Source organism: Streptomyces sp. NBC_01478, assembly GCF_036227225.1.
Taxonomy (GTDB): domain Bacteria; phylum Actinomycetota; class Actinomycetes; order Streptomycetales; family Streptomycetaceae; genus Streptomyces.
In genome coordinates, this window is sequence record NZ_CP109444.1 from 4508363 (window position 1) to 4533459 (window position 25097).

At 71.0% G+C, this 25097-nt stretch carries 22 protein-coding genes and 1 tRNA gene; 10 read left to right on the forward strand and 13 right to left on the reverse strand.

Annotated elements, in window-relative coordinates:
- Window positions 1-11 precede the first annotated feature (11 nt).
- From OG223_RS20185 to OG223_RS20210, 6 genes are all read right to left on the reverse strand, one after another.
- Entirely contained in the window at window positions 12-905 is an 894-nt protein-coding gene (locus tag OG223_RS20185; protein WP_318016505.1) for a carbohydrate ABC transporter permease, read from the reverse strand.
- Window positions 902-1882, reverse strand: a complete 981-nt coding sequence (locus tag OG223_RS20190; RefSeq protein WP_329250359.1) for a carbohydrate ABC transporter permease — start codon at window positions 1880-1882, stop codon at window positions 902-904. Before OG223_RS20190 ends, OG223_RS20185 begins: the two co-directional genes overlap by 4 nt.
- Window positions 1879-3177, reverse strand: coding sequence for an ABC transporter substrate-binding protein (locus tag OG223_RS20195; protein WP_329250361.1), 1299 nt, complete (start codon window positions 3175-3177; stop codon window positions 1879-1881). The genes OG223_RS20190 and OG223_RS20195 overlap by 4 nt, the downstream gene beginning before the upstream one ends.
- Before the next feature lie 264 nt (window positions 3178-3441).
- A complete protein-coding gene (locus OG223_RS20200; RefSeq protein WP_329250364.1) occupies window positions 3442-4914 on the reverse strand; it encodes a glycoside hydrolase family 18 protein in 1473 nt (490 codons plus the stop codon).
- Between the two features lie 110 nt (window positions 4915-5024).
- Window positions 5025-6428: a HAMP domain-containing sensor histidine kinase gene (locus OG223_RS20205; protein ID WP_329250367.1), complete on the reverse strand. Its 1404-nt coding sequence runs from the start codon at window positions 6426-6428 to the stop codon at window positions 5025-5027.
- Window positions 6425-7129 (reverse strand): response regulator transcription factor, encoded by a 705-nt coding sequence (locus OG223_RS20210; RefSeq protein ID WP_329250370.1) that lies wholly within the window; start codon window positions 7127-7129, stop codon window positions 6425-6427. Before OG223_RS20210 ends, OG223_RS20205 begins: the two co-directional genes overlap by 4 nt.
- Window positions 7130-7240: 111 nt before the next feature.
- On the opposite strand from OG223_RS20210, the gene OG223_RS20215 reads away from it, so the two are divergent.
- Complete coding sequence (locus tag OG223_RS20215) at window positions 7241-7789, forward strand: hypothetical protein (RefSeq protein ID WP_329250373.1); 549 nt, start codon at window positions 7241-7243, stop codon at window positions 7787-7789.
- A gap of 13 nt (window positions 7790-7802) precedes the next feature.
- On the opposite strand, the gene OG223_RS20220 is transcribed toward OG223_RS20215, so the two are convergent.
- Both OG223_RS20220 and OG223_RS20225 read right to left on the reverse strand, forming a co-directional pair.
- Entirely contained in the window at window positions 7803-8672 is an 870-nt protein-coding gene (locus OG223_RS20220; RefSeq protein WP_329250376.1) for a spermidine synthase, read from the reverse strand.
- 57 nt (window positions 8673-8729) lie between these two features.
- Window positions 8730-9164 (reverse strand): hypothetical protein, encoded by a 435-nt coding sequence (locus OG223_RS20225; protein WP_329250378.1) that lies wholly within the window; start codon window positions 9162-9164, stop codon window positions 8730-8732.
- 271 nt (window positions 9165-9435) lie between these two features.
- Between OG223_RS20225 and OG223_RS20230 the strand changes: the two genes are divergently transcribed.
- Complete coding sequence (locus OG223_RS20230; RefSeq protein ID WP_329250381.1) at window positions 9436-10908, forward strand: hypothetical protein; 1473 nt, start codon at window positions 9436-9438, stop codon at window positions 10906-10908.
- A 65-nt stretch (window positions 10909-10973) separates the two neighbouring features.
- Here OG223_RS20230 and OG223_RS20235 read toward each other — a convergent pair whose 3' ends face one another.
- Window positions 10974-11570, reverse strand: coding sequence for a histidine phosphatase family protein (locus OG223_RS20235; RefSeq protein WP_329250383.1), 597 nt, complete (start codon window positions 11568-11570; stop codon window positions 10974-10976).
- A 209-nt stretch (window positions 11571-11779) separates the two neighbouring features.
- Here OG223_RS20235 and OG223_RS20240 point away from each other — a divergent pair, with 209 nt between their 5' ends.
- The 7 genes from OG223_RS20240 to OG223_RS20270 all read left to right on the forward strand — a co-directional run bounded on the left by OG223_RS20240 (window position 11780) and on the right by OG223_RS20270 (window position 18533).
- Window positions 11780-12793, forward strand: a complete 1014-nt coding sequence (locus OG223_RS20240) for a phosphatase PAP2 family protein (RefSeq protein WP_329250386.1) — start codon at window positions 11780-11782, stop codon at window positions 12791-12793.
- Window positions 12744-13919, forward strand: coding sequence for a hypothetical protein (locus tag OG223_RS20245; protein ID WP_329265393.1), 1176 nt, complete (start codon window positions 12744-12746; stop codon window positions 13917-13919). The genes OG223_RS20240 and OG223_RS20245 overlap by 50 nt, the downstream gene beginning before the upstream one ends.
- The gene (locus OG223_RS20250) at window positions 13910-15508 is read left to right on the forward strand and encodes a hypothetical protein (protein WP_329250389.1); all 1599 of its coding nucleotides are present in this window, start codon (window positions 13910-13912) and stop codon (window positions 15506-15508) included. Before OG223_RS20245 ends, OG223_RS20250 begins: the two co-directional genes overlap by 10 nt.
- Complete coding sequence (locus OG223_RS20255) at window positions 15505-16839, forward strand: AAA domain-containing protein (protein ID WP_329250392.1); 1335 nt, start codon at window positions 15505-15507, stop codon at window positions 16837-16839. The genes OG223_RS20250 and OG223_RS20255 overlap by 4 nt, the downstream gene beginning before the upstream one ends.
- A gap of 375 nt (window positions 16840-17214) precedes the next feature.
- Window positions 17215-17586: a hypothetical protein gene (locus OG223_RS20260; RefSeq protein ID WP_019056620.1), complete on the forward strand. Its 372-nt coding sequence runs from the start codon at window positions 17215-17217 to the stop codon at window positions 17584-17586.
- Window positions 17587-17854: 268 nt separating this feature from the next.
- Entirely contained in the window at window positions 17855-18469 is a 615-nt protein-coding gene (locus tag OG223_RS20265; protein ID WP_329250397.1) for a bifunctional DNA primase/polymerase, read from the forward strand.
- A tRNA-Lys gene (locus OG223_RS20270) sits at window positions 18460-18533 on the forward strand. The genes OG223_RS20265 and OG223_RS20270 overlap by 10 nt, the downstream gene beginning before the upstream one ends.
- Here the strand turns inward: OG223_RS20270 and OG223_RS53965 are convergent.
- Together OG223_RS53965 and OG223_RS20275 are read right to left on the reverse strand one after the other, a co-directional pair.
- A complete protein-coding gene (locus tag OG223_RS53965; RefSeq protein WP_443073728.1) occupies window positions 18534-18827 on the reverse strand; it encodes a DUF6059 family protein in 294 nt (97 codons plus the stop codon).
- 106 nt (window positions 18828-18933) lie between these two features.
- Window positions 18934-20259, reverse strand: a complete 1326-nt coding sequence (locus OG223_RS20275; protein WP_329250400.1) for a M6 family metalloprotease domain-containing protein — start codon at window positions 20257-20259, stop codon at window positions 18934-18936.
- A gap of 376 nt (window positions 20260-20635) precedes the next feature.
- On the opposite strand from OG223_RS20275, the gene OG223_RS20280 reads away from it, so the two are divergent.
- Window positions 20636-22495 (forward strand): putative bifunctional diguanylate cyclase/phosphodiesterase, encoded by a 1860-nt coding sequence (locus OG223_RS20280; protein WP_329250403.1) that lies wholly within the window; start codon window positions 20636-20638, stop codon window positions 22493-22495.
- 14 nt (window positions 22496-22509) lie between these two features.
- Here OG223_RS20280 and OG223_RS20285 read toward each other — a convergent pair whose 3' ends face one another.
- Both OG223_RS20285 and OG223_RS20290 read right to left on the reverse strand, forming a co-directional pair.
- Window positions 22510-23631, reverse strand: a complete 1122-nt coding sequence (locus OG223_RS20285; protein WP_329250406.1) for an LLM class flavin-dependent oxidoreductase — start codon at window positions 23629-23631, stop codon at window positions 22510-22512.
- 42 nt (window positions 23632-23673) lie between these two features.
- Entirely contained in the window at window positions 23674-25089 is a 1416-nt protein-coding gene (locus OG223_RS20290; protein ID WP_329250409.1) for a DHA2 family efflux MFS transporter permease subunit, read from the reverse strand.
- Between the last annotated feature and the right edge of the window lie 8 nt (window positions 25090-25097).

Below are 25097 nucleotides of genomic sequence, written 5' to 3' on the forward strand. Positions count from 1 at the left end.
ACCCCCGCCCGTCAGCCCTTGTTGGCGCCCAGCGTGAGGCCGCTGACGAACTGGCGCTGGAGCGCGAAGTACACGATCAGGGTCGGGATCGCGGTGAGCAGGGCGCCCGCGGCGACCAGGTTGGGGTCGGTGAAGTACTGGCCGGAGAGGTTGTTCAGGGCGGAGGTGATCGGCATGTTCTCGCCGGTCGAGATCAGCACGATCGCCCAGAAGAAGTCGTTGTAGATCCAGATGGAGAGCAGCGTGGCCAGGGCCGCCATCGCCGGCTTGCAGAGCGGGAGCACGATCTGCCAGTACATCCGCCACACCGACGCGCCGTCGACCAGCGCCGCCTCGGTCAGCTCGTCCGGCAGCATCCGCATGTAGTTGCTCAGCACGAAGGCGCAGAAGCCTGATTGGAACGCCACGTGGATGAGGACCAGGCCCAGCGCGGAGTCGTAGAGCTTGCCGCTCATCGTGATGCCGGGGAGGTCGATCAGCAGGTACATGCGGTACAGCGGGGTGATGATGACCTGCTGGGGCAGCAGGTTGCCGGCCGTGAAGACCAGCAGCAGGAAGATGTTGAGCCGGAAGTCGAAGCGGCTGACGTAGAACGCGACCATCGACGCCAGCAGCAGCGTGAGCAGCACGGCCGGGACCGCGATGATCAGTGTGTTGACGAAGTAGTGGATCATGTCGGACTGCTGGAACGCGTTCTTGAAGTTGTCGAGGTTCAGCTTGTCCGGCCAGGAAACGTACCCCTTGTTGCTGGTCTCGGAGTACGGGCGCAGGGCCGCGTAGACCGCCCACAGCAGCGGGGCGAGCCAGGCCAGCGAGGTGACGACGAGGAACGTGTGCAGCAGGACCCGGGCGGGGCGGAGCGGGGTGCGCTGCTTCACGCCGAGTGCGGCGGTGGGGGTGGTCATGCGCGCCGCTCCTTCCGGAAGGTCGCGATCAGGTACGGGATGATGACCACGAGGGAGATGACCAGCAGGACGACGGCGATCGCCGACCCGTAGCCGATCCGGCTGGACTCACCGATGATGTTGTTGGTGATCAGGATCGACAGCAACTCGGTGCCCTGGGCGCCCTTGTTGAAGACGTAGACCAGGTCGAAGGCGCGCAGCGACTCGATGATGGTGACGACCAGGACGACCGTGTTGGTGGGGCGCAGCGTCGGGAAGATGACGTTCTTGAACGTCTGCCACTCGTTCGCGCCGTCCAGTGCGGAGGCCTCGCGCAGGGACGGGTCGACGCCCTTCAGGCCGGCCAGGTACAGGATCATCATGTAGCCGGCGTGCCGCCAGGAAGCGGCGATCAGGACGGCCCACAGGTTGAGCTTGGGGTCGCCGATCCAGTCGATGTAGTGGCCTGGCTTGTTGGCCCCGATGAGGCTGTTGATCAGGCCGGTGTCGGGGTTGTAGATGAGCTGCCAGACGAAGCCGGTGACCGCCAGCGACATGACGACCGGCAGGAAGAACGCGGTCTGGTAGACGCGGCTGAAGCGGATCTTCTTGTCCAACTGGACGGCCAGGAACAGGCCGAAGGGCGTCGGCAGCAGGATGAGCACGACGAACCAGATGATGTTGTGCTCGAGGGCCGGCCAGAACTGCGGGTTGTCGTTGAACAGCTCCTTGAAGTTGGCCAGCCCCACCCACTTGATCGAGTCGAAGCCGATGCCGTCCCAGGACGTGAAGGCCAGGGCGATCGAGGCGAGGGCGGTGACCCAGACCAGGGCCACGTGCAGGACCGTCGGCGCGCCCGCCATGAAGGCGAGCGTGATGCGGTCACGGCGGGTCAGCAGGCGCTTGGCGCCCTGCGGGACCCGCTTGTTCTCGGGTGCGGGGCCCGGAGGCGGAACGGCGTCCGCCTCCGGGCTCGTCGTAGTCGTCTCGGAGATCATGAGGAGGCGAAGATCGTCTTCTTCTGGCGCTCGATCGAGGTCAGCAGACTGTCGACGCCCTTGGGGTTCTGGAGGAACTTCTGCAGTCCGGGCTGCATCACCGTCGAGGTGAAGTCCGGCCGCGAGTCGCGGTCCATGAACTGGGTGAGACTCTTGGCGGCGCCGATCATGTCGAACGCCTTCTTCTGCAGCGGCGAGTACGCGGAGGTGTCGGCCTTGCTGGAGGCGGCCACCACGCTCGGGTCGGTCTTGAGGTACAACTGCTCGGCCGCCGGGGTGCCCAGGTACTCCAGGAGCTTGACGACACCGTCGTGGTTCTTCGGGGACTTGCTGACCATGAAGCCGTCGGTGGGCGCCTCGACGGTGTCCTGGCCGTACGCGGAGTTGATCACCGGGAACGGGAAGAAGTCGAGGTCGTCGAGGTCGGCCTTGACGGTGAACTGCTGCGCCACGAAGGAGCCCAGCAGGTACATGCCGGACTTCTTCGACACCACGCCCTGGGCGGCGTCCTGCCAGGTGCGGCCCATGAAGCCGTCCTGGTGGTACGGGAGGAGCTCGGCCCAGTGGTCGAAGACCGCCTTGACCTTGGGGTCGGTCCACGCCTCCTTGCCGGCCATCAGGGACTTGTGGAAGTCGTAGCCGTTGAGCCGGAAGTTGATCTGGTCGAAGGTGCCCATCGCCGGCCAGGCGTCCTTGTCGCCGAAGGCGATCGGGACCAGTCCGTCGCTCTTCATCTTCTTGCACAGGGCGACCAGTTCGTCCCACGTGGTGGGGACGGTGTAGCCCTTGTCCGCGAAGACGCTCTTGCGGTAGAAGATCGCCCACGGGTACGTGGTCAGCGGCACGAAGTAGTACTTGCCGTCCTCGCCCTTGCTGAGCTGCTTCATCGCGTCGGGGAAGTTGTCCCCGATCTTCGCCCAGACGTCGTCGATGGACGTGGCGAGCTTCTTGGCCGCGAAGAACTGCATGCGGTACCCGGCGAACCAGTTGAACACGTCGTCCGGCGTGCCCTGGAGGTAGGAGTTGATCTGCTCCTGGAAGGTGTTGTGGTCCTTCGTGTTGACCTTGACGGTGACGCCGGAGGTCTTCTTGAAGTCCGCGTAGACGCTCGCGAACGCCTTCTTCGGCACCGCGTCGGACGCGTTGGAGCCGAGGGTGACGGTCTTCGGGTCGGACGAGCTACCACTGCTGCCGCACGCGCTCAGCAGGGGTATGCCGGCTCCGAGGACGGCTGCGCCGCCTATCCCGCGCAGGACGGAGCGGCGGCTGGCAGCAGGGAGGGAGAAGTCGGGCATGAACGGCTCCTGACGGACAGGGTTCGGCCGGAATGCGCCACGCCCCAGGTCGTCGTAACCGACCAGAAACCAACGCGACCAAACACGGTGGCGTAATAACAGTCCTATGTCTGGTCATGCGTCAACACCCGCCGCCTTCATTTGTCGAAACGTAATCGACACTCAGGAGCAAAAGGAGCGAACGTACGGCCGAGTGACCGTACGTCCGCTCCGGGGAGGCTGGGGCACAGGGGCCGCGAGGGACCCCTGGGGCCCGTGGGGCGCCTACTGGAAGGCCGCGAAGGCCTTGGTGAAGGCGGACGTGCCCTGGACGACCGAACTGCAGGTCGCGTCCGCGGTGGGCTTGGCGCCGCCGGGGCACTGCTTGTCGCGAGTCGCGGACCACATCGAGAGGCCGCCCAGACCCTTCGCTTTCGCGAAGGCGGCCAACCCGTTCGCGTCCTCGACCGTGAAGACCTCCGATGACACGTCGTTGACGCCGATCATCGGGGTCACTGCAACCGCTTTCCATGCAGCAGCGTCAGAGAGCCCGAGAACACTCTTGACTTGGGCTTGTGTAGCAGTAGCCGCTTGCTGTGAGTACGTTCCCATATTTCCGGAGTACGCCGGTCCGTAATCCATCGCCATGATGTTGACCGTATTGATCTTCACGCCGTTGGACTTGGCATTGGACAACAGGTTCACCCCGTCCTGGGTCAGACCCTCGGGCATCACGGGGAGCGTGTAGGAGACGTCCAGGTTCGGGTGCTGCTGCTGGAGCTTCGCTGTCGCCTGGGCGCGGATCGTGTTCGCCGCCGTGTTGGGCAGCGCGGCTCCCTCGATGTCGAAGTCGACCTTGGTGAGGCCGTACGCGTCCACGACCTTGCCGTAGGCCGTCGCCAGCGCGCTCGCCGAACCGCACGTCGTCGCCAGCTCGGAGCCGGACGCGCCGCCGAAGGAGACCCGCACGTCGCCGCCCTTGGCGCGCAGCGCGCCGATCTGGGCGGCCACACCGTCGCTCCCGAGATCCGACACACCTCCCCACTTCGGGGTGCAGCCGCCGCCGTCGGTGATGAAGGCGAGGTTGTAGTTCTTCACGCCGGTCGCGGTGACGTTGGCGAGCAGGTCGAAGGCGGGGTAGAGGGAGGTGTCGACGTAGGGGGCGAAGCCCGCGCCGGTCGTCGTGCCGGTGCCGCTGCTCGGGGTCGGGGTCGGAGTGGGCGTGGGCGTGGCCGTCCGGGTGGGAGTGGGCGTGGCCGTCGGCTTGGCGGTCGGCGTCGGTGTGGGCGTGGGCGTCCCCGTGGGGCGGCCGGTCGGCTCGGGGGTCGCGGTGCCGTCCGTCGAGCACTTGGCGTTGTCGATGAGGCAACCGGTCGGCTGGCCCGTGCCGTTGACCACGAAGCCGACCGTGGCCGACTCGCCGGCCGCGAGACCGTCCGGGTCCCACTTCGGCGGCTTCACGGTGATGTGCTGCCCGCTCACACTCGACTCGGCGTTCCACAGCGAGCTCAGCTTCGAACCGGACGGCAGGTCGAACTCCAGCGTCCAGTCCTTCTCCCGGGCACCGGTCGTGTTGGTGACGACGTACTGCGCGGTGTACCCCGTCGACCACTCGCTGGTCCTGGTGTAGGCCGCGCCGACGCTCGCCGCCTGGGCGCTGCCGGTCAGCATGATCGCGCCGCCACCGACCACCGCCGCGGCGACCGCTCCGCCGATCGCCTTGTTCCTGTTGCTGATCCTGCGCCGGTGGGTGCTCATCGCGTGCCTGCTCTCGCTGTCCGCCTGGGAGTGGGTGCGGCAGCACGCTAGCGATCCGGAATCGGGCAAAGTGCCTGATCCGGGCGGGGGTCGGCGATCTTAGGGTGCGCTTAAGGGAGGGATCGGGAACGGTTAAAGGTAGAGACCAATCTGCCGCGCCGACGCCGTCGTACGGCCCCTCGATGCCCCTTGCGCTCCGGCTCCCGCCCGTCGAGCTGGATCCAGATCCGCACCTCCGTGCCGCCGAGCATCGAGGAGCCGATCCGGACGTCCCCGCCCGTCGACTCCGCGAGCCGGCGCACGATGTCCAGCCCGAGCCCGGTCGACCCGTCGCTGCCGGAACCGCGCCCGCGCGCCATCGCCGCCTCGGGATCGCGTATGCCGGAGCCCGCGTCGGAGACGAGCACGATCACCGCGTCCTCGCTGTTGTGCACGTCGACCGCGAAGGCCGTGCCCTCGGGGGTGTGCCGGAACACGTTGCCCAGCAGGGCGTCGAGGGAGGCGACCAGGTCGGCGCGGGCCACGGGTATCCGCACCGGCCGCTCCACCCCGGCCACCCGCACCTTGCGGCCCTCGTCCTCGGCGAGCGCGGACCAGAACCGCATCCGCTCGCGCACCACCTCGGCCGCGTCGCATCCGGCACCGGGCCCGGCGGCCACGGTCTGCGGCTTGGCCTCGCGCGCGGTCCGGATGATCGTGTCGACCTCCCGCTCCAACTGCGCGACGGCGGTCCGCGTCTGCTCGGCGGCGGGCCCGTCCCCGAGCGAGGCCGCGTTGAGCCGCAGCACGGTGAGGGGGGTGCGGAGGCGGTGCGACAGGTCGGCCGCCAACTCCCTTTCGTTCGCCAGCAGTTGTACGACCTGGTCGGCCATGGAGTTGAACGCCACTGCCGCCAGCCGTAGTTCGGTCGGCCCCTCCTCGGGCACCCGTGCGCCCAGCTTCCCCTCCCCCAGTTCCTGCGCGCCCTCGACGAGGCGCTGCGCGGGCTGCACCATCCGTACGCCCAGCCGGTCGGCGACCGCGACGGACCCGACGATCAGCGCGAGGCCGACCCCGGCGAGCACCGCCCAGGCCGTGCCGACGCCGTTGCTGACCTCGGACTCCGGGACGTACACCTCGACGACGGATATCTCGCCGGAGCTGAGCGCGACAGGCTGCAACAGGACGGAGCCGCCGGGCACTTCGGTGGTGGAGGCGCGGCCCAGCTTCCGTATGGTCGCGATGTCCTTGTCTGCGGCGCGCTGCCTGCCGATGTCGAGGGCGGCCTTCCCCTCCCCCGCCGGTATGTGGACGGCCATCCCGGAGTCCGCACCGGCCGAGGCGACGACCTTTTCCAACTGGTCCCGGTCGGTGGTGATGGAGAGCGCGGGGGCGACGGCGGCGGCCTCCCGCTCGGCGTTCGAGAAGGCGCGGTCGCGGGCCATCTCCTTGATGACGAGCCCGAGCGGCACCGCGAAGGCGACGACGACCATGGCCGCGATCGCCAGACAGACCCTGACCAGTGCCCACCTCATCGCTGCGACTCCGCTCCCGGTGGCTCCAGCTTCACGCCGACACCCCGCAGGGTGTGCAGATAGCGCGGCCGGGCCGCCGTCTCCCCCAACTTCCGGCGCAGCCAGGACAGATGGACGTCGATGGTCTGGTCGTCGCCGTAGGACTGCTGCCACACCTCGGCGAGGAGTTCCTTGCGCGGGACGACGACTCCGGGCCTTCCGGCGAGGAAGGCGAGGAGGTCGAACTCGCGGCGGGTCAGGTCGAGTCGGACGCCGTCGAGGTCGGCCTGGCGGCGCAGCGGATCGACCGTGAGGCCGCCGACGCGGAGGACCGTGGACGGGGGTGCCTCGCCGGTGGCGGCACGGGAGCGTCGGAGGACCGCGGACATGCGGGCGGAGAGATGGTCGACCGAGAAGGGCTTGGTGAGGTAGTCGTCCGCGCCCGCGTTCAGCAGCCGGACGATCTCCGTCTCGTCGTCCCGCGCGGTGGCGATGATCACGGGGACGTCCGTGATCCCGCGCAGCATCTTCAGGGCCTCGGACCCGTCCAGGTCGGGCAGTCCGAGGTCCAGGATGACCACGTCGAAACGGAAATGGGCGACCTCGCGCAGCGCCTCAAGTGCCGTACCGACACTGCGCACCGTGTGTGCGGCGTCGGTCAGATGCCGGATGAGGGCCGAGCGTACGAACTGGTCGTCCTCGACCACGAGCACACTTGCCATGCGCCGCACCGTACGCCATGCGGGCGACCCGCATCCGGGCCTGTGGACAACTCCCGCCTGTGGACAAAGCCATGGCCAACGGTGGGACACCCGTGGGGCGCGTGAGGCAGTATGGCCGCGATGCCCAGAGGACTCGTCAACGGATTCATCCACGTGCTGGCCTGGTCGCTCGCCACCGGCGCGGCGGTCACGCTGTCCTGGTGGGGCGTCCACACGGTCATGACGGGCACGGCCTACGACCCGCCGCGCGCCCTGCCCATCACGGCGGCCGGCGCGAGCGCGCAGGAGGCGACGCCGCCGGCCGAGCCTTCGGTGCGGGCGGAGTCGTCGCCGAGCCCGACCAGCACCCCGACACCGACCCGCACCCCGAATCCGACCCCCGCGGAGACGGCGACCGCGAGCCCGGCCCCCTCCGCCTCCGTCTCCACCTCCGGCCAGGTCAAGAGCTACGACACCGACGGCGGGCGGGTGGTGCTCGAACTCGACTTCACGCCGGCCTATGTGACGCTCGTGTCGGCGACGCCGGGTACGGGCTGGTCGATGCAGGTGTGGAAGACGCCGTCCTGGCTCCGGGTGGAGTTCACCAAGGGCACGGGCAAGGTGTCGGTGATCTGCACCTGGCACGACGGGGCGCCGCGGGTGGATGTGGGCAACTACTAGACGGGCGTGGCCTTCAGCGGAACACCGACGGGGGCGGTGCCGGTGAGGCGACCGCGGCAGCGTCCGTCACGGGTACGGCGCCGCCGGTGAAGTCGGTGAGTTCGCGGCCGTGTTGGAGCCGGCCGGGGTGCGGGTCGGAGGCGGCACGCCGGGTCAGTTCGGCGAGCGGCAGGGGGTGGTCGGAGGCGACGAGCACGGCGTTGCCGAACCGCTTGCCGCGCAGCACGGTCGGGTCGGCGATCAGCGCGCGTTCCGCGAACCGGGCGGCCACGGTGGCGATTTGGCCGCGCAGGTGGGCGAGCGGGGGCCCGTCGGCGAGGTTGGCGGCGTAGATCCCACCGGGTTTGAGGGCCCGGCGCACTTCGTCGAGGAACTCGGTGGAGGTGAGGTGAGCGGGCGTACGGGCCCCGCTGAACACATCCGCGACCACGAGATCGGCCCACCCTTCGGGCACCTTCGCGAGCCCCGCACGGGCATCGACGGACCGCACCCGGATCCGCGCGTTCGGGTCCAACGGCAGCTCCCGCCGGACCAGTTGGACGAGCGCCGCGTCGAACTCGACGACCTGCTGGGTGGAACGGGGACGGGTGGCGGCGACATACCGGGCGAGTGTGAGGGCACCCCCACCGAGGTGCACGGCCTGGATCGGCTTCCCGGCGGGCGCGGCGAGGTCGATGACGTGCCCGAGCCGCCGCTGGTACTCGAAGGACAGATACGCCGGGTCGTCGAGATCGACGTACGACTGCGGCGCCCCGTCGATCAGCAGCGTCCAGGCACGCGCGCGTTCCCGATCGGGTATCAACTCGGCGAGCCCACCGTCGACGGCCTCGACGACGGCTTCGGCGGTGCCGGCGGCTCGCCGGGGGGTCCTGGACTTTCCCATGGGGCCATTATCGGGGGCCCTGGGCGGTACGGCGCGCCCGGCGCCGACGAGTGCCGGTCACCGACAGCCGTCCGCCGCCTCGATCAATCGAGCCGCCTCGCCCAGGGCGGCCCGCAGGACCTCCGGGTCGGTGGCCAGGTCCGCGTCGCCCGGCGGCAGGAGCCAGTCGGAGCCCTCGACGGGGGGCTCGGGGTCGGGGGCGAGGTGCAGGCCTCGGCCGTTGGTCTCCGTGCAGGTGCTGCCCGGCAGGTCCCAGGCCGCTGCCGTGCCCGGCGGTACCAGGAAGCCGAGTGTGTCGTCGCCGTCGTCGTGCAGGACGGGGCCGACCCCGTCGCACGCGCCGCGCCGCAGGATGTCGACCGCCTCCAGACCCTGCCGCGTCGGCACCGTCACCAGGTCGCAGGCCGAGTCCACGAACGGGGGCGCACTGCACTCCGCGCTCGGCATTCGAGGATCGACGCTCTGCCTGGTCTCCATCCCGGTCTCCACCACGGAACCCCTCCTTGGACGAGCGGGTCGGGAGTCGGGTGGCTCCCGGATCCACGGGGTTCAACGCGTTGAAGCGTCAACGGCTACGGCGGAAGTGCGCCGCAAAGGATGGCAGTTCATGGCAGATCCCGGATGAGATATCCGGTTTGTAGCCAAACCCTGCGTGGCGGGTCATGCACAGCAGGTACGTTCTTGCCCGCTGGAAACAGGGCGTCACTCAACAAGTCACCCTGAATCCGGCATGGTTCGACGGTTCGCACGAGAGGACCCGGCCATGGCGTCGTCAATGGTGACCCCGTCCCCGTTCCCCCAACCACCGAGACCCAATCTCGCCTTCCGGCGGCTGCGCGGACAGCGCTCACCGGCGGAGTTCGCCGCGGCCGTACGCCGGTCCGCGCGGGAGATCGGCGAGCGGGTGAGCTGCGACGCGCGCTACGTGGGCCGCGTCGAGGCCGGTGAGATCCGTTGTCCCAACTACGCGTACGAACGGGTGTTCCTGCACATGTTCCCCGGCCGCACGCTCGCCGACCTCGGCTTCGCCCCCCGCTCGTCCGTGCGCGGACGCGGGGCGCGCACCGCCGAGGACACGCCCCCGACGCACCCCACAAGCCCGGCGTACACCACGGATGAGGCAGCCGGGACGGGTGAGACGCAGGGGGTGTACGAGCCGTATGACACGCAGAACCCGTACGACACGCACGAGAACCCACAGAACCACGAGGAGAGCGACGTGCTGCGTCGCGCATTCATGAGGGGCGGCACCGTCACGGTGGCCGCCGGCACGCTGGGCCCCCTGGGGCTCACTTTGGACGCCGTGGCAGCGGAACGTTCCGTCCGCCGCCCCGGTACGAGCGAGGCGGGCGCCCTGGAAGAGGCCGTCCGCAGAATCCGGCTGCTCGACGACCGGCACGGCGCCGACGGCCTCTACCGGCGCGCGGCGGCCCCGCTGCGCGCCGCCTACGCCCTGCTCGACGCGGGCACCACCCGGCAGTCGGTCGCCGAGAGACTGCACTCCGGAGCGGGTGAACTCGCCATCTCGGTGGGCTGGTTGGCCCATGACTCCGGCCGCTTCGACGACGCCCGCTCGCACTACGCGGAGGCGCTCGCCACCGCCCGGGTGACCGGCGACCCGGGCCTCGAGGCACACGCCTTCTGCAATACGGCGTTCCTCGCGCGGGACGCCGGCCGGCCACGGGAAGCGGTGCGCGCCGCGCAGGCCGCGCAGCGCGTCGGACGCCCGCTGGGTTCCGCCCGCCTGATGTCGCTGCTCGCGCTGCGCGAGGCGGGCGGCTGGGCGGGGCTCGCCGACCGCACCGGCTGCGAACAGGCGCTGGCCCGTGCGCAGGCCCTCTTCGAGCGGGGGCACTCGGACGCCGACCCCGAGTGGATGAGCTTCTACGGAGAGGCCGAGTTGGAGGGGCTCGAGGCGCAGTGCTGGTCGACGCTGGGCGACTGGCAGCGGGCGGCGCGGCACGCTCGGCGGGCGGCGCGGCTTCAGGATCCGCACTTCACTCGGAACATCGCGTTGTACACGGCCGAGCTCGCGGATGACCTCGCGCGGGGAGGGCGTCCCGACGAAGCGGCGACTGCGGGGATGCGGGTGCTGGATCTTCTGGACCTGGTGCAGTCGTCGCGGATTCAGACGATGTTGGCGGGGACGGCTCGGGTGCTGTTGCCTCATCGGCGGGCTTCGGGGGTTTCTACGTTTTTGGAGAGGCACTCGAGTTTGCCTCGTACCGCCGCGTAGTCATTCCGCGGGCCGGTGGGGGCTGGTCGCGCAGTTCCCCGCGCCCCTGAAAAGGGCGCCCATGCCTACGCGGCTAGATGTCCCAGGTCGTTCCAGCTCTCGATCGCCGGGTCTCCGTAGGCCCAACCGAGGACCGACAGGGACGTCGGATTGAGCCGTATCCGTGCCGCGAAGTCGAGCGGCAGGCCCAGCCAGCGGGCGCCGATCGAACGGAGGATGTGGCCGTGGGCGAAGACCAGGACGTCGCGGTCCTCGGCACGGGCCCAGGCGACGGCCTCGTCCGCGCGGGCGGTCACCTCGGCGAGGGTCTCCCCTTCGGGGACGCCGTCGCGCCAGATCAGCCAGTCGGGGCGTACGGAACGGATCTCCTCCGGGGTCAGGCCCTCGTAGGCGCCGTAGTCCCACTCCATGAGGGTGTCCCAGGTGGTCGCGCGGTCGCCGAAGCCGGCGAGTTCGCAGGTCTCACGCGCGCGTGCCAGCGGGCTGGTGCGCACCTCCACCCCGGGGAGGCCGTCGAAGGGGGCCCGGTGCAGTCGTTCGCCGAGCACCTTGGCGCCGCGTCGGCCCTCTTCGAGGAGGGGGACGTCGGTCCTGCCGGTGTGCTTCCCGGACAGCGACCATTCCGTCTGTCCGTGCCGGGCCAACAGGATGCGCGGTGCCATGGGGGACCCTTCCGGGAGAAAACGAGAGGCGGGTCACTCCATCATCGCTCACCCTTGAAAAGGGCAACCCGGGGGGCGATCTCTGCGTCTTTGAGGTCCGGGGGCGCCCGAAACGGAGCGCTCGCACACGCCGTAAAGTGTCCCGACCGGGTTACCGGGAAGCCGGACCACCGGGCACCGCACCAGAGCAGAAGGGGGAGGGCGATCGGATGCCGCAGACCGAGACACCAGGCATCGAGGCGGACCGGCGACCCCGGCTGCGCTGGTGGACCGAGCTGCCGCTGATCCTCATGGTGTACGCGTCGTACTCGGCGGGCCGGCTGCTGGCCCGGGGCGACACGGCCAGCGCCGTCGACCACGGTCTGGCCATCCTGCGCATCGAGAAGTTCCTGCACATCAACGCCGAGCACCCGCTCAACCGGCTCTTCACGCGCGAGGCCTGGCTCGGCATCCCGGCCGACTTCTGGTACGCATCACTGCACTACCTGGTCACGCCCGCGATCCTGATCTGGCTGTTCAGGTCACGCGCTCAGGTCTACCGCGCGGCCCGCACCTGGCTGATGACATCCACGTTCATCGGCCTGATCGGCTTCACCCTCCTCCCGACCTGCCCGCCCCGGCTGCTCTCCCCCGACTACGGCTTCGTGGACACGATGGCCAAGTACAGCTCGTACGGCTGGTGGGGCGGCGACGCGAGCGCGCCGCGCGGCCTGGGCGGCATGACGAACCAGTACGCGGCGATGCCGAGCCTGCACTGCGGCTGGGCGCTGTGGTGCGGGGTGATGCTGTGGCGCTACGGCGGTACGCGGCTCACGAAGGTCCTCGGTGTCGCCTATCCGCTGCTGACGGCGATCGTGGTCATGGGCACCGCGAACCACTATCTCCTCGACGCGGTCGCGGGTGTGGTCGTGATGGGGCTCGGGTTCCTGCTGGCGCCGCAGGTGATGAAGGCCGCGGACCGGATCAGGGCGCGGTTCGAGGGGCACGGCTCACTCGTCGCGGCCCGCTCCCGTGACGCCGTTCCCGGCCTCTCCCGTGACCTCGCGCGTGACGCGTCCCATGACGCCTCTCGTGGCACTGAAACCTCAATTGTCAGTGGCGGATGCCAGACTTCCCCGGGTGAACGAATTCCACGGCAGCGCGAGTCACAGCTCGGTACCGGAGCCGAGCCGGGTGCCTCCCCCACGGACGCGGGGGACGGCGCTCCGGCACCGGCTCGCTGAGCTGCGCGGCCCCGACGTCCCGGCCAAGGCGCTGGACGCGCGCGCCCTCGCGGCACTGGCGGCGAACCCGGGCTGCAAGCGCCGGGCGATCCTGGACGGCGCGGGGGTGAACAAGGCGGTGCTGGCCGACGCGCTCGGCTCGCCGTCGGCCTTCGGACAGTCCCAGTTCGCCTTCATGCGGGGCAATGCCTTCGAGGCCCGGGTCAAGGCGGACGGCGGCGCGGAGCTGCTGCGCCTGGTGCACGAGAAGCTGGACCCGGGCGCCGAGCCGCCGACCCGCGCGCGGGTGCCCGACCTGTCCGCGATCGGCCCCGAGGGGCGCGCGGCCCGTACGGCGCTGGCGCTGCGCGAGGCCGGCGAGGCCGCCGCCTGGACCTTGCTGGACCACCCGATGCTCGCCCTCGACGTGGCGGGTTCACCCGCGTTCCTGGAGCCGGACGCGGTGGTCGTGCACCCGGACGGCAGGTGGACGGTCGTGGAGATCAAGTCCTTCCCGATGCTGGACGGTTCGGCGGACCCGGCGAAGGTCGGCGCGGCCGCCCGCCAGTCGGCGGTGTACGTGCTGGCCCTGGAGGAGGTCGCCGCCCGCCTGGACCCGGTTCCCCAAGTCCGCCACCGCGTCCTCCTGGTCTGCCCGAAGGACTTCTCGAACCTGCCGACCGCGTCCGCCGTCGACGTCCGCAAGCAGCGCGCGGTCACCGGTCGCCAACTGGCCCGCCTCACCCGCATCGAGGACATCGCCGACACCCTCCCCGAGGGCACCTGCTTCGCCCCCGACCGCCCGGCCGCCGAGCTGACCGCAGCGGTCGAATCGGTCCCCGCGGCCTACGCCCCCGAATGCCTAGCCGCCTGCGAACTCGCCTTCCACTGCCGCGACCACTCCCGCACCTCCGGCGCGGTCACCACCCTCGGCCGCTCCCTGCGCGCCGAGTTGGGCGACCTGACGACGGTCGACGAGGTCCTGTCGGCGGCCCACGGCGAGTCCGGCGACCCGGACGACCCGGCGGTGGCCGCGCTGCGCAGAGCGGCCGAGTTGAGGGCCGAGGCGCTGGCACACCTCCCGGAGGGGCTGGAAAGCCGACAGGGAGTCCTGGACCCGCGACAGGAGGGCGCCGCATGTCGCTGATCTCAACTCTCGCCCGGCTGGAGGCCGTTCACACCGGCCGGGCCCAACCCGCTGCCACCGTCCGCCACCGGCACCTCTCCGAGCGCCCCCTCGTCCTCGTGCCGCTCACCACCGCCGGTGAGGCCGGGGCGCCCCTGGGTGCGCTCGTCGGCACGGACCGGGACGCGCCGCGCCTGCTCGTCGTACCGCAGCCGCGTGACCGTGACCTGAGGTTCGCGTTCCTCGCCGAACTCGCGGACGTGGTGCTGCCGTACATCGACACATACGCCGACGACGTCGAGGCGGCCGAGCGCAACGAGACCGATCCGGAGACCGGGAAGCGCGTCAAGGTCGAGGTCGAACTGTGCGCGGACGCCCCGCAGTTGATCGTGCCGAGCCGCGCGGGCATCGAGTTGGTACGGCTGTTGGGGCGCTCGATGCGGTTTCGCCGTACGGCCGAGCAGGACCCGGAGACCCCGCATCCCGCGCCCCCGCACGTGCCGTTGCTGGGGCGGTGGCTGACGCACTTCGGAGAGCGGGCCCGGGTGCCCGGCTCCGCGCTGCTGCTCGCGCTCACCGAGGTGCTCGGCCGGCACTGGGCCACCGGCCAGTCCAGCCTGGAGGACCAGCACTTGGGCGCGCTGCTCGCCTGGATCGACCCGCCGGACGGCGTCCCGGGCGCCGAGGCCGCGCTCGACGCGGAGCTACGGCGGGACGCGCGCGGCCAGTTGGTGTGCCCGCCGGCCGGCCCGGCCACGGACCCGGCGTTCGACAACAAGCTGCTCGCCCCCGCCATCGAGCGCTACGACCGCGCCCGTACCGCACTCGCCGCCGCCGAGGACGGTCTGGAGGCCGACGACCGGCTCGGTGAACTCACCGCCGCCGAGCGGGAGATCAGGTCCCTCGTCGAGAACGTCACCCGCCCCACCTGGGACGCGGTGTGGCACGGAATCGACCTGCTGCGGACCCTGCCGGAGGGCGCGCACGCCGTGGACCGGTGGACCCGCGACCGCTGGTCGTTCACCGGTCACCGGGACCGGATCGTCGCCGGTGAGCCCCCGCAGCCGCGCCGCGACGACGCGGTCACCGCGGCCAACAAGCTCGCCACGCGCGAGCGGGAGCAGGCCCGGCTCGATGCCCAGGAGGCCCTGGACGACCCGCTGGTGATGGCCGGGCGACGGCTCGCCGGAGAAGCGTTCGCGGGCGAGGTCATCGATGTCGTCATGGCGTACAGCGAGGGCAAGAGCCCCCGCCCGCGCCCGCTGGTGACGGTGCGCACGGACGACCGGCCGCATCTCGGGGAGCGGGTGAAGGTGTTCCGGTCGCTCGGCGGGAAGCCGCAGTCGGCGGAGTTCGTAGGGCACGAAGAAGAAGGCGCCCTGATCGTCCTCCGGGTCGTCGACAAGATGGGCCGCGGCAAGGAGCCGGAGACCGGTTCGCTGCCGGAGAAGGGCGACCGGATCTGCTTCACGCTGTTCGAGCACGAGCAGCGCGGCGGCGCGAAACTGCCCGACCAGGAGGAGACACCGTGGACACACGGCGGCCCGCCGGGCGAGGAGACCGCCGTACAGGAGTCGGCCGATCCGGTGACCGAGGAGGACGTGCTGTGACCGCCGTGTTCGACGCCGGTGCCGAGGCCGGCCGCGCCACCGACGCGATCCTCCGCGACACCCTGCACGGCACCGCGCGCGGAGTCGTCGTCGACTCCCCTCCGGGTGCCGGCAAGTCCACCCTCGTGGTCCGGGCCGCGCTCGAACTGGCCGACGCCGGGCGCCCGTTGATGGTGGTCGCGCAGACCAACGCGCAGGTCGACGACCTCGTCGTCCGGCTCGCCGAGAAGAACGGCGAGCTGCCCGTGGGCCGCCTCCACAGCAGTGACGCGGACCCGTACGACAAGGCGCTGGACGACCTGCCGAACGTACGGAAGTCGGCGAAGGCGGGTGAGCTGGCCGGGCTCCCGGTCGTCATCTCGACGGCGGCCAAGTGGGCGCACGTCAAGGTCGACGAGCCGTGGCGGCACGCGATCGTCGACGAGGCGTACCAGATGCGCTCGGACTCGCTGCTGGCCGTGGCCGGGCTGTTCGAGCGGGCGCTGTTCGTGGGCGACCCGGGCCAGTTGGACCCGTTCGCGATCGTCGGCGCGGAGCAGTGGGCGGGCCTGTCGTACGACCCCTCGGCCTCGGCCGTGACGACACTCCTGGCCCACAACCCCGAACTGCCGCAGCACCGCCTGCCGGTGTCCTGGCGACTCCCGGCATCGGCGGCACCTCTCGTCTCGAACGCGTTCTACCCGTACACCCGTTTCCGCAGCGGCACGGACCACGGCGACCGGCTCCTCAACTTCGGTGTCCCGTCGGACGGTTCGGGCCCGGACCGGGTGATCGACGAGGCGGCGGAGTCGGGTTGGGGCCTGCTGGAGCTGCCGGCCCGCCATACGCCGCGTACGGACCCGGAGGCGGTGCGGGCGGTGGCGACGGTCGTACGGCGCCTGCTGGACCGGGGCGGCGCGGCCACGTCGGAGCGATCGCCCGACCCCACTCCCCTGACCGCCGACCGCATCGCCGTGGGCACCGCGCACCGGGACCAGGCGGCGGCGATCCGGGCGGCGCTGGGCGAGTTGGGCGTCACCGACGTCACCGTGGACACGGCGAACCGGCTCCAGGGGCGGGAGTTCGACGTCACGGTGGTCCTCCACCCCCTCTCCGGCCGCCCCGACGCCACCGCCTTCCACCTGGAGACGGGCCGCCTCTGCGTCCTCGCCTCCCGCCACCGGCACGCCTGCATCGTGATCTGCCGAGCGGGCGTCACCGAACTCCTGGACGACCACCCGTCGACGGAGCCGGTGCAGCTTGGGGTGACGGTGAAGTTCCCTGACGGGTGGGAGGCGAACCACGCGGTGCTGGCGCACCTGGCGGAACACCGGGTGACATGGAGACCGTGAACCGGCGTCCCGCCGCCCTGCCGACGAGCGCCCGGCCGCCTTCCCGCCGGACGGAGTCCGGCACGCCGCCGGGGGCGGCCAGTGGAAACAGCCCGGACGGGTGGGAGGCGAACCACGCGGTATTGGCGCATCTGGCGGAGCACCGGGTGACATGGAGACCCTGACCGTGGCCGTGGTCCGGAGACCGTGACCTGCGGCTCCTCGGGGTTCGGGCGGTCCGTGAGGCATACCGCACCGGTCCGCTGGGCAGCCAATCACGCGGTGCGGGATCCGTGCCCCGGGAGTATGCCCGGGGCCCCTTGCGCCGCCGGGGGACAATGGACGGTGGTCCGGCTCGTGAGGCGGGTCATCCGTGACGTACGAGGAGGAGAAGACATGGCGGAGCACACGCCGCGTCGCAACGAATCGCGGCTACGCCCCGCGCCCCTGCTCTTCGAGCCCGCGCAGGCGGCCGAGGACCCGGAGCACTTCTTCGACCTGGAGTCGATAGACGACCCCCGCGCACTGCTGGCCCGTGCGACGGAGCTGACGCACGCGTTCCGCGCCGCGACCGACCGCGCGGTGGAGTTCCAGGCGATCGCGGCGGCGCAGCTCGCCGATCCGCGCCGGTTCGACCGGCTGACGCCGGCGGACATCGCCGAGCGGGCCGAGTGGACCGAGGACTACGCGAAGAAGATGGTTGAGTTCGGTCGCGATCTGCTGCGCGGCACGGAGGGGCGGGACAGCGGAGGCGCCGACCCGGTGTGAGCCCGGGGCCGTCGACCCGGTGTGACCCCGGCCGGATCAGGGCCCTGGGCCCGCAATCCCGGCGGCACCCACAACTCCCGCGCCACGCACGGCTCCCACAACACCCGCCACCCCCACAACTCCCGCGCCGCGCACCGCGTCCCACCCGGCACGAGAAAGACCTTCTGGCATATGCCGGTCGGGCAAGATACTCCCTCCCGCCCCCTCCTGTCCCGATTTCCGGCAACCCTCAGAGAGCAGACGCTCACGGCCGGTAGATCTATGGGACATGAGCCGCACACAGGATGAGCCCTTCGCCGACCGCTTCGACATCTCGGGCGTCACCTCGGACGGTGCCGCCTGGCTCGCCTCGGCGGAAACGTATCCGCGCAGTACTCTCGCCTTCTGGAAAGAGCGCCCGGACGCCCCGGTCGTCCTGCCCTGCGGCTCCGCCTTCGACGTGGTGAACGCCCCGGCGATCTTCGGCCGCCGTATGGTCGACCGTCTGTGGGACGAGGGTCCCGGCTCCGGGCCGGTCGCCACGTACCGGGGGCGGATGCTCCTGTTCGCCAGCCCCGGCACGGCTCAGCGGCTGCCGTCGTTGCTGGGCTGGGAGGAGTGGGGCGCGCACCCCGGAGAGCACAGCCGCACGGGGTCCGTCCCGCCGCTGCTGTGTCACGGCAAGGGCGACGCGGTGACCGTCCCGGCGCCGGCCGGCGCGGCCTCGCCGACCTCGTTCGACGCGCGCTGGCTGGTCGCTCCGGACACCCGCCGACCCTGGCTTCCCGGCGCCGAAATCCTGCTCTGGGCGGCCGTGCGGGCGGCCCGGACCGCCGTACGGATATCGATTTTTCCTCGCGCCGATCAGGATGCTAAGGTCTACGACGTCAGCAGGCGCCGCTAGCTCAGTTGGTTAGAGCAGCTGACTCTTAATCAGCGGGTCCGGGGTTCGAGTCCCTGGCGGCGCACTAGCGATTAGGTCGCTGACCTGGGCGTCCTCGGTTATCCGAGGACGCCTTTCGCATGCCCGGCGCTGGGGTGAGCTGGTCCGTCAGCCATACCTCGTACGCGGTGAGCGGGCGGTCCGGGCGCAGTCGTTCCGGGTGTCCGGCGGGCGGTTCCCGAAGGTCGTTCTCGGCGCACGCGCAGAGGTAGGGCAGACCGAACGCCATCAGCAGGTCGTCGCACCACCTGCGGAACGCCGCCACCCGCCCGCCCCGCCGTCCGCCTCCGGCTCCGCGCCCGACCCCTCCTCCAGCCATGCCGTCCCGCCTCCCACCTCGCCGCCCGGCCCGTACCACTTCGGTCAGGATGAACAGAAGCGCTACACCACGGCTTAAGGACGACTGGAGCGGGCCTTGTGCCCCCTCAGTTCTCCGCCGCCGGGGTGATCACCACCGTCCAGGCCCCGGACACCGTCCGGGCCTCCACCTCCACCCGTACGTTGTCGCCGGGCACGGTGAAGCTCTCACCGAGGGAGACCGGGGCGTCGGCGAGCGGCGGGTAGACCGAGGTCTCCCAGCAGGCCTCGGTGCGCGGGTGGGCGTCGACGACCTGGATCGGGCCGCTTCCGGAGGCGGCGCCGTCGCGCACCCGGTAGACGAGGACGCCCTGCTTGCAGCCCGTGGTGTCGTTGCCGACGGGGCTGCGCGCCTCGAAGGCCAGCGCGCTGTCGGTCCCGGTGCGCACGACCGCCAGCTTGACCCCGAGGCCGAGTCCGAACGCAGGCGATCCCGCGGCACCACCGGCGAGCGAGGCACCGGGGCCGGCGGCCACGGGTTCCAGGGTCAGCCGGGTCGGCGCGGTCCCCCGTACGCACACCACCTGGCGCGGATCCAGCCAGCCCAGCTTCCACTTGTGCCAGGCGAACAGGTCCGGGGAGAGCCCGAATTGACTGCCCATCAGATCCCAGTCGCCGACATAGGTGTCCCAGTCGCCCTTGCCGTCCACCGGCCGGTGGTAGAGGTCCGGCAGGTCGAAGACATGGCCGGTCTCGTGGGCGAGGACCAGCCGGTCCGGCGGGTGCTTCTCGAACACGGTGACGACCCGGCGGATGTCCGTGCCGTCGGCCCGCAGCGGGGTGTCCAGGTTCACGACCTTGGTCGCGTCCGAGTCGACACCGGGGGCATCCGGATCGGCGACGAAGTACACGACGTCGTAGCGCGAGAAGTCGACCTCGGGGTCGGCGGCGGCGAGGGCGTCGCGCAGGTACGCGGCGCGGTTCACCGGGTTCCAGTCGCGCTGTATGGCGTACGACGTCGAGGGGTGCGGCATGCGGATCCAGTTCCGCAGCGGGTGCGGGCGGAGCGTGAACCGGCCGTAGGAGGCGCGTTCGTAGAAGCGGGTGGTGGCCGGGAAGTGGTCGGCGGCCAGGGCGGCGGGGGTGGTCCGCGGGGTCGCGTCGGGGAAGGAGAGGAAGATCATCACCGCGTCGAGCGGGCGGGTGGGGCGCACATAGGCGGTGTTCCAGGTGTCCAGGCCCTCCGAGTGGTGGGCCTCGGTGCGCTTGAGGGCGCAGGGCGTGGTCGAGAAGGGCTCGGCGACCGACTGGCTGGACATGATCGAGGTCGCGGCGAGCGCGGACATGGTGGTGAACACGGCCGCGGTGCCGCGCAGTCCGGGTCGCGTCCGCCACTGGGCGAGCCCCCTGAGCGCCGTACGGGAGAGCCCCTTGAGGGGGAGCTGACACGGCACGTTGGACCTCCGGGAGCGGGTTCACGGGACACCGACACCCAGCCTGTGATGGTTTGTTGGGGTACGCCCTGTTTATCTGCACCAGATGAGTGAGGGGGCCGCTCGGGACGGCCGAGACACGCCCGGGCCGACATCCGGAAACACTCACGGAACGTCACATGTGGTCGGCCATTTGAAGAACCCGTCCAGGTGCGGGCGGAAACGATCTGCCGGAACCGGCCGTTGTTCCGGGACACTGGACAGTGGCTGGAAGGGCCGGGGGCCAACCTCTATGATCGGCACACTTTCCTGCACGGACACGGCGCGGCGGCCCCCCACCCGGTCGGCCATCCCGACGAGACCCATCCGAAGATCGAGTGCACTGCGGGAGCGAGCGGTGAGCGGAACGTCCGAAGGGCCGGCGCCCGCGGCAGACCTCATCCGGCCGGCCGTAACAGAGAGTAATGGCGAGGCATTGCCTCGTGTCAGTTTCCCCGAGGACGGACCGCTCGGGTCCGCCTTCTCCGCCGCCGGCCCGTTCGGGTCGGCCTTCTCCGCGGCCCCCCTCGCGATGGCCGTCGTGGACCGTGACGGTCTGGTCGTCAGCGCGAACGACACGTTCGGCGCGCTGCTCGGCAAGCCGGGCGCTGCCCTGACCGGGCTGGTCGCGGCCGAGTTGATGGACCTGAAGGCGGACGCCCGCACCTGGCACGGCTATCGCGAGGTGCTCGGCGGCCGGCAGGCCAAGCTGAGCTGCACCCGCCGGGTCAAGCACCCCGACGGGCACGTGCTGTGGGTGCAGGTGACCGCCGCTCCGCTGCCGGCGGCGGAGCACGGCGTGCTGCTGTCACTCACCGACATCAGCGCCCGCCGTGAACTCCAGGCGCGGCTACGGCACTTGGAGATGCACGACCCGGTGACCCGGCTGCCGAACCGCACCCTGTTCTTCGAGCGGCTGTCGGCCGCGCTGGAGGCGGAGTCGTACGAGCGGGGCGGTACCGGACGGATCGGCCTGTGCTATCTGGATCTCGACGGCTTCAAGGCGGTCAACGACACGCTCGGCCACCGCGTCGGCGACCGGCTGCTGGCGGCCGTGGCCGAGCGGCTCACGCGGTGCGCGGACGAGGCGGGCCTCGCCCGGGCCACCGCACCGCTGGTGGCGCGGCTGGGCGGGGACGAGTTCGCGCTGCTCGTCGAGGACTCGACCGGCACCGATCAACTGGCCGATCTCGCCGAGTCGGTACTGAAGGCGCTCCAGGCGCCCTTCGACCTGTCCGGGCAGCGGCTGTCGTTGTCGGCGTCGATCGGTGTGGTCGAGCGGCAGGCGGCCGGTACGACGGCCACCGGGCTGATGCAGGCCGCCGACACGACGCTGTACTGGGCGAAGGCGGACGGCAAGTCCCGCTGGACGCTGTTCGATCCGGAACGCAACGCGCACCGCATGACCCGCCAGGCACTTGCCTCCACGCTCCGTCCGGCCATCGAGCGGGGTGAATTCACCCTGGAGTACCAGCCGTTGGTGGGCATGGAGAGCGGGCGGCTGCGCGGAGTCGAGGCGTTGGTCCGCTGGAACCACCCGCAGTTCGGCATGCTGACGCCGAATCGGTTCATCGGACTGGCCGAGGAGGACGGCTCGATCGTGCAGCTCGGCCGCTGGGTCCTGGTCACCGCCTGCCGCCAGGCCCGCCGTTGGCAGGTGGACCACCCGGACGAGCCGCCGATCTTCGTGAGCGTCAACGTGGCCGTACGCCAGGTGTGGGACTCGGATCTGGTCGCGGATGTGGCGGAGGTCCTGGCCGAGACCGGACTGGCGCCGCGGCTGCTGCAGTTGGAGCTGACCGAGTCGGCGGTGATGGGGTCGGCGGGGCGGCCGTTGCAGGCGCTCCAGGCGCTGAGCGACATGGGGGTGCAGATCGCCATCGACGACTTCGGCACCGGATACTCGAACCTGGCGTATCTGAGCCGGCTGCCGGTCTCCGTGCTGAAGCTGGACGGGTCCTTCGTGCGCGGCTTCCAGTACGAGGGCGAGGGCGTCCCGCCGAACCCGGCGGACGAGGTGATCGTCGAGGCGATGATCCAACTCGCCCACCGGCTGGGGCTGTCGGTGACCGCCGAGTGCGTGGAGACCTCTTCACAGGCCGCCCGGCTGCGCCGCATCGGGTGCGACACCGGACAGGGGTGGCTGTACTCCCGTCCGGTGGCGCCGGATCGTATCTCCGAGCTGCTGGGGACGAAGGCCTGCAATCAGGCTTCCTGATCGGCCGTCGAGTGTCAGGCTTCCTGATCCGCCGTCAACTCATAGGCGTCGGCGATCAGTTCGTACGAGCGCAGCCGCAGGTCCGCGCTGTGGGCGTGGGACGTGAGCATCAACTCGTCGGCGCCGGTGCGCTTTTGCAGATCGTCGAGTCCGGTGCGGACCTCGTCGACCGTGCCGTGGATGACGTTGGCGTTCCAGGAGGTGATGAACTCCCGCTCCATGGGGCTGAATTCGTACGCCTCGGCCTCTTCCGGGGTGGGCACCAGCCCGGGGCGGCCGGTGCGCAGCCGGACCATGTTGAGGGCGGCGGCCAGCACCTGGCGGCGGGCCTCCTTCTCGTCGTCGGTGGCGAGGGCGGAGACGCCGATCAGAGAGTACGGCGCGTCGAGCACCGCGCTCGGGCGGAAGGACTCGCGGTAGAGGTCGAGCGCCGGGACGGTGTTCTGCGCGGAGAAGTGGTGGGCGAAGGCGAACGGCAGGCCGAGCATGCCGGCGAGGCGGGCGCTGAAGCCGGAGGAGCCGAGCAGCCAGATCGGGGGGCGGTGCGGGGACTGCACGCCGCCGGGTGAGGTCGACTGGATCGGGCCGGGGACCGCGTGGATGCGGGCGTAGGGGTGGCCGTCGGGGAAGTCGTCGTCCAAGAAGCGGGTCAGCTCGGCGAGTTGCTCGGGAAAGTCGTCGGCACCTTCGTTGAGGCGGTCGGTCCGGCGCAGGGCGGCGGCGGTGGCGCCGTCGGTGCCGGGGGCGCGGCCGAGGCCGAGGTCGACACGGTTCGGGGCGAGCGCCTCCAGGGTGCCGAACTGTTCCGCGATGACGAGCGGCGCGTGGTTCGGGAGCATGATGCCGCCCGAGCCGAGGCGGATGCGGTCCGTGTGGGCCGCGAGATGGCCCAGGATCACGGCGGGTGAGGAGGAGGCGATGCCCGGCATCGAGTGGTGCTCGGCGACCCAGTAGCGGTGGAAACCGCGCGACTCGGCGAGCTCGGCGATCCGCACGCTGGTGCGGAGCGCGTCCGTGGCGGTGCGGCCGGCGCCCACGGTCACCAGGTCCAGTACGGAGAGGGGGACGGGGGCGGTGCCTCGCGCCGTACCCCGGATCTCGTCGGTCGTGCCCCGGACCTCGTCGTCTGCCGCCACGGTGGGTGCCTCCTGTTGTGAGCTGTGCGGTTCCTTCCCGGGCTAACAGGAGGCTGTCTCCGCTTTATTCCCGGGTGCGCGGGCCGGATGGCGGCGCGAGGGCACCACGAGGGCCCCGGCCGCGACCGCGAGCAGGACCACCGGGAGCGCCATCGCCAGATGCAGACCGGCGAGCGGTGACGAGCCGACCGTCATCAGGGCCGCCGTGGCCGCCGCTCCCAGGACCGAACCCAGTTGCCGGACCGTGTTGTTGACGCCCGAGGCCGCTCCGGCCAGGTGCGGCGGGACGTTGCGCATCGCCTCGGTCGACAGCGGGGCGATCATGCAGCCGGTGCCGAGGCCCATGAGCATCAGGGGCAGGGTGAGGGTCGACGCATGGGCGCCCGGGCCCGTCAGGAGGAGGGCCGCGGTGAGGCCCGTGGCGAAGGACAGAAGCCCGGCGAGGAGGACGCGCCGGCCGCCGATCCGGTCGCTCAGGCGGCCCGCGTACGGCGAGACGAGGAGCGAGACGAGCGGGGACGGGGCCAGGGCGAGGCCGGCGTGGACCGCACTGAGGCCGAGTTGCTGCTGGAGGAAGAGGCTGAGCGGGAGGACCGCGCCGATCAGGGCGGCGCCGATCGCGCCCATCAGGGCGGTCATGACGGTGAAGCCCCGGTCGGCGAACAGGGCGAAGGGGACGAGGGGTTCGGCGTCCTGACGGCGGGCCTGGTGGCGGAGGAAGAGGAATCCGAGGGCCAGGGAGCAGGCGGCGAGGGTCCAGATCCCGGGGTTCCAGGAGTAGCGGTCGCCCTCCATCAGGGCGAAGGTGAGGCCGGTCAGCGCGGCGCCGGAGAGCAGGACGCCGGGGAGGTCCAGGCGGTGGGCGCGGCCGGTGCGCAGGTCGGGCACCCAGCGGAAGGTGAGGGCGAGGACCAGCAGGCCGACGGGGATGTTGACGAAGAACACCCAGCGCCAGCCGAGCGTACTGACGATCAGGCCGCCGAGGGTGGGGCCGGAGAGGGTGGCCACGCCGGCGACCGAGCCCCAGACGCCGAGGGCGGTACCGCGCCGGGCGGCGGGGAAGGTGGCGACGATCAGCGCCATGGTCTGCGGGGTGAGCAGGGCCGCGCCGAGGCCCTGGGCGATCCGGGCCGCGATCAGCGTCGTAGGCCCGGTGGCCAGGCCGCAGGCCGCGCTGGCCAGGGTGAACAGGCCGGTTCCGGCGACGAACAGGGTGCGCTGGCCCTTCATGTCGCCGAGCCGGGCGGAGGTCACCAGCAGGGCGGCGAGGACGAGCGTGTAGCCGCTGACCATCCACATGACCTGGTCGAGGTCCGCGTGCAGGGAGCGCATCACGTCGGGGATCGCGATGTTGACGATCGTCATGTCGAGGAGGGTCATGAAGAACCCGAGGGAGAGCGTGGTCAGGACGGCCCAGGGGTTTCCGCGCAGCTTCGGCGTTGCTGTCTTCTGCTTCATGACGAGAA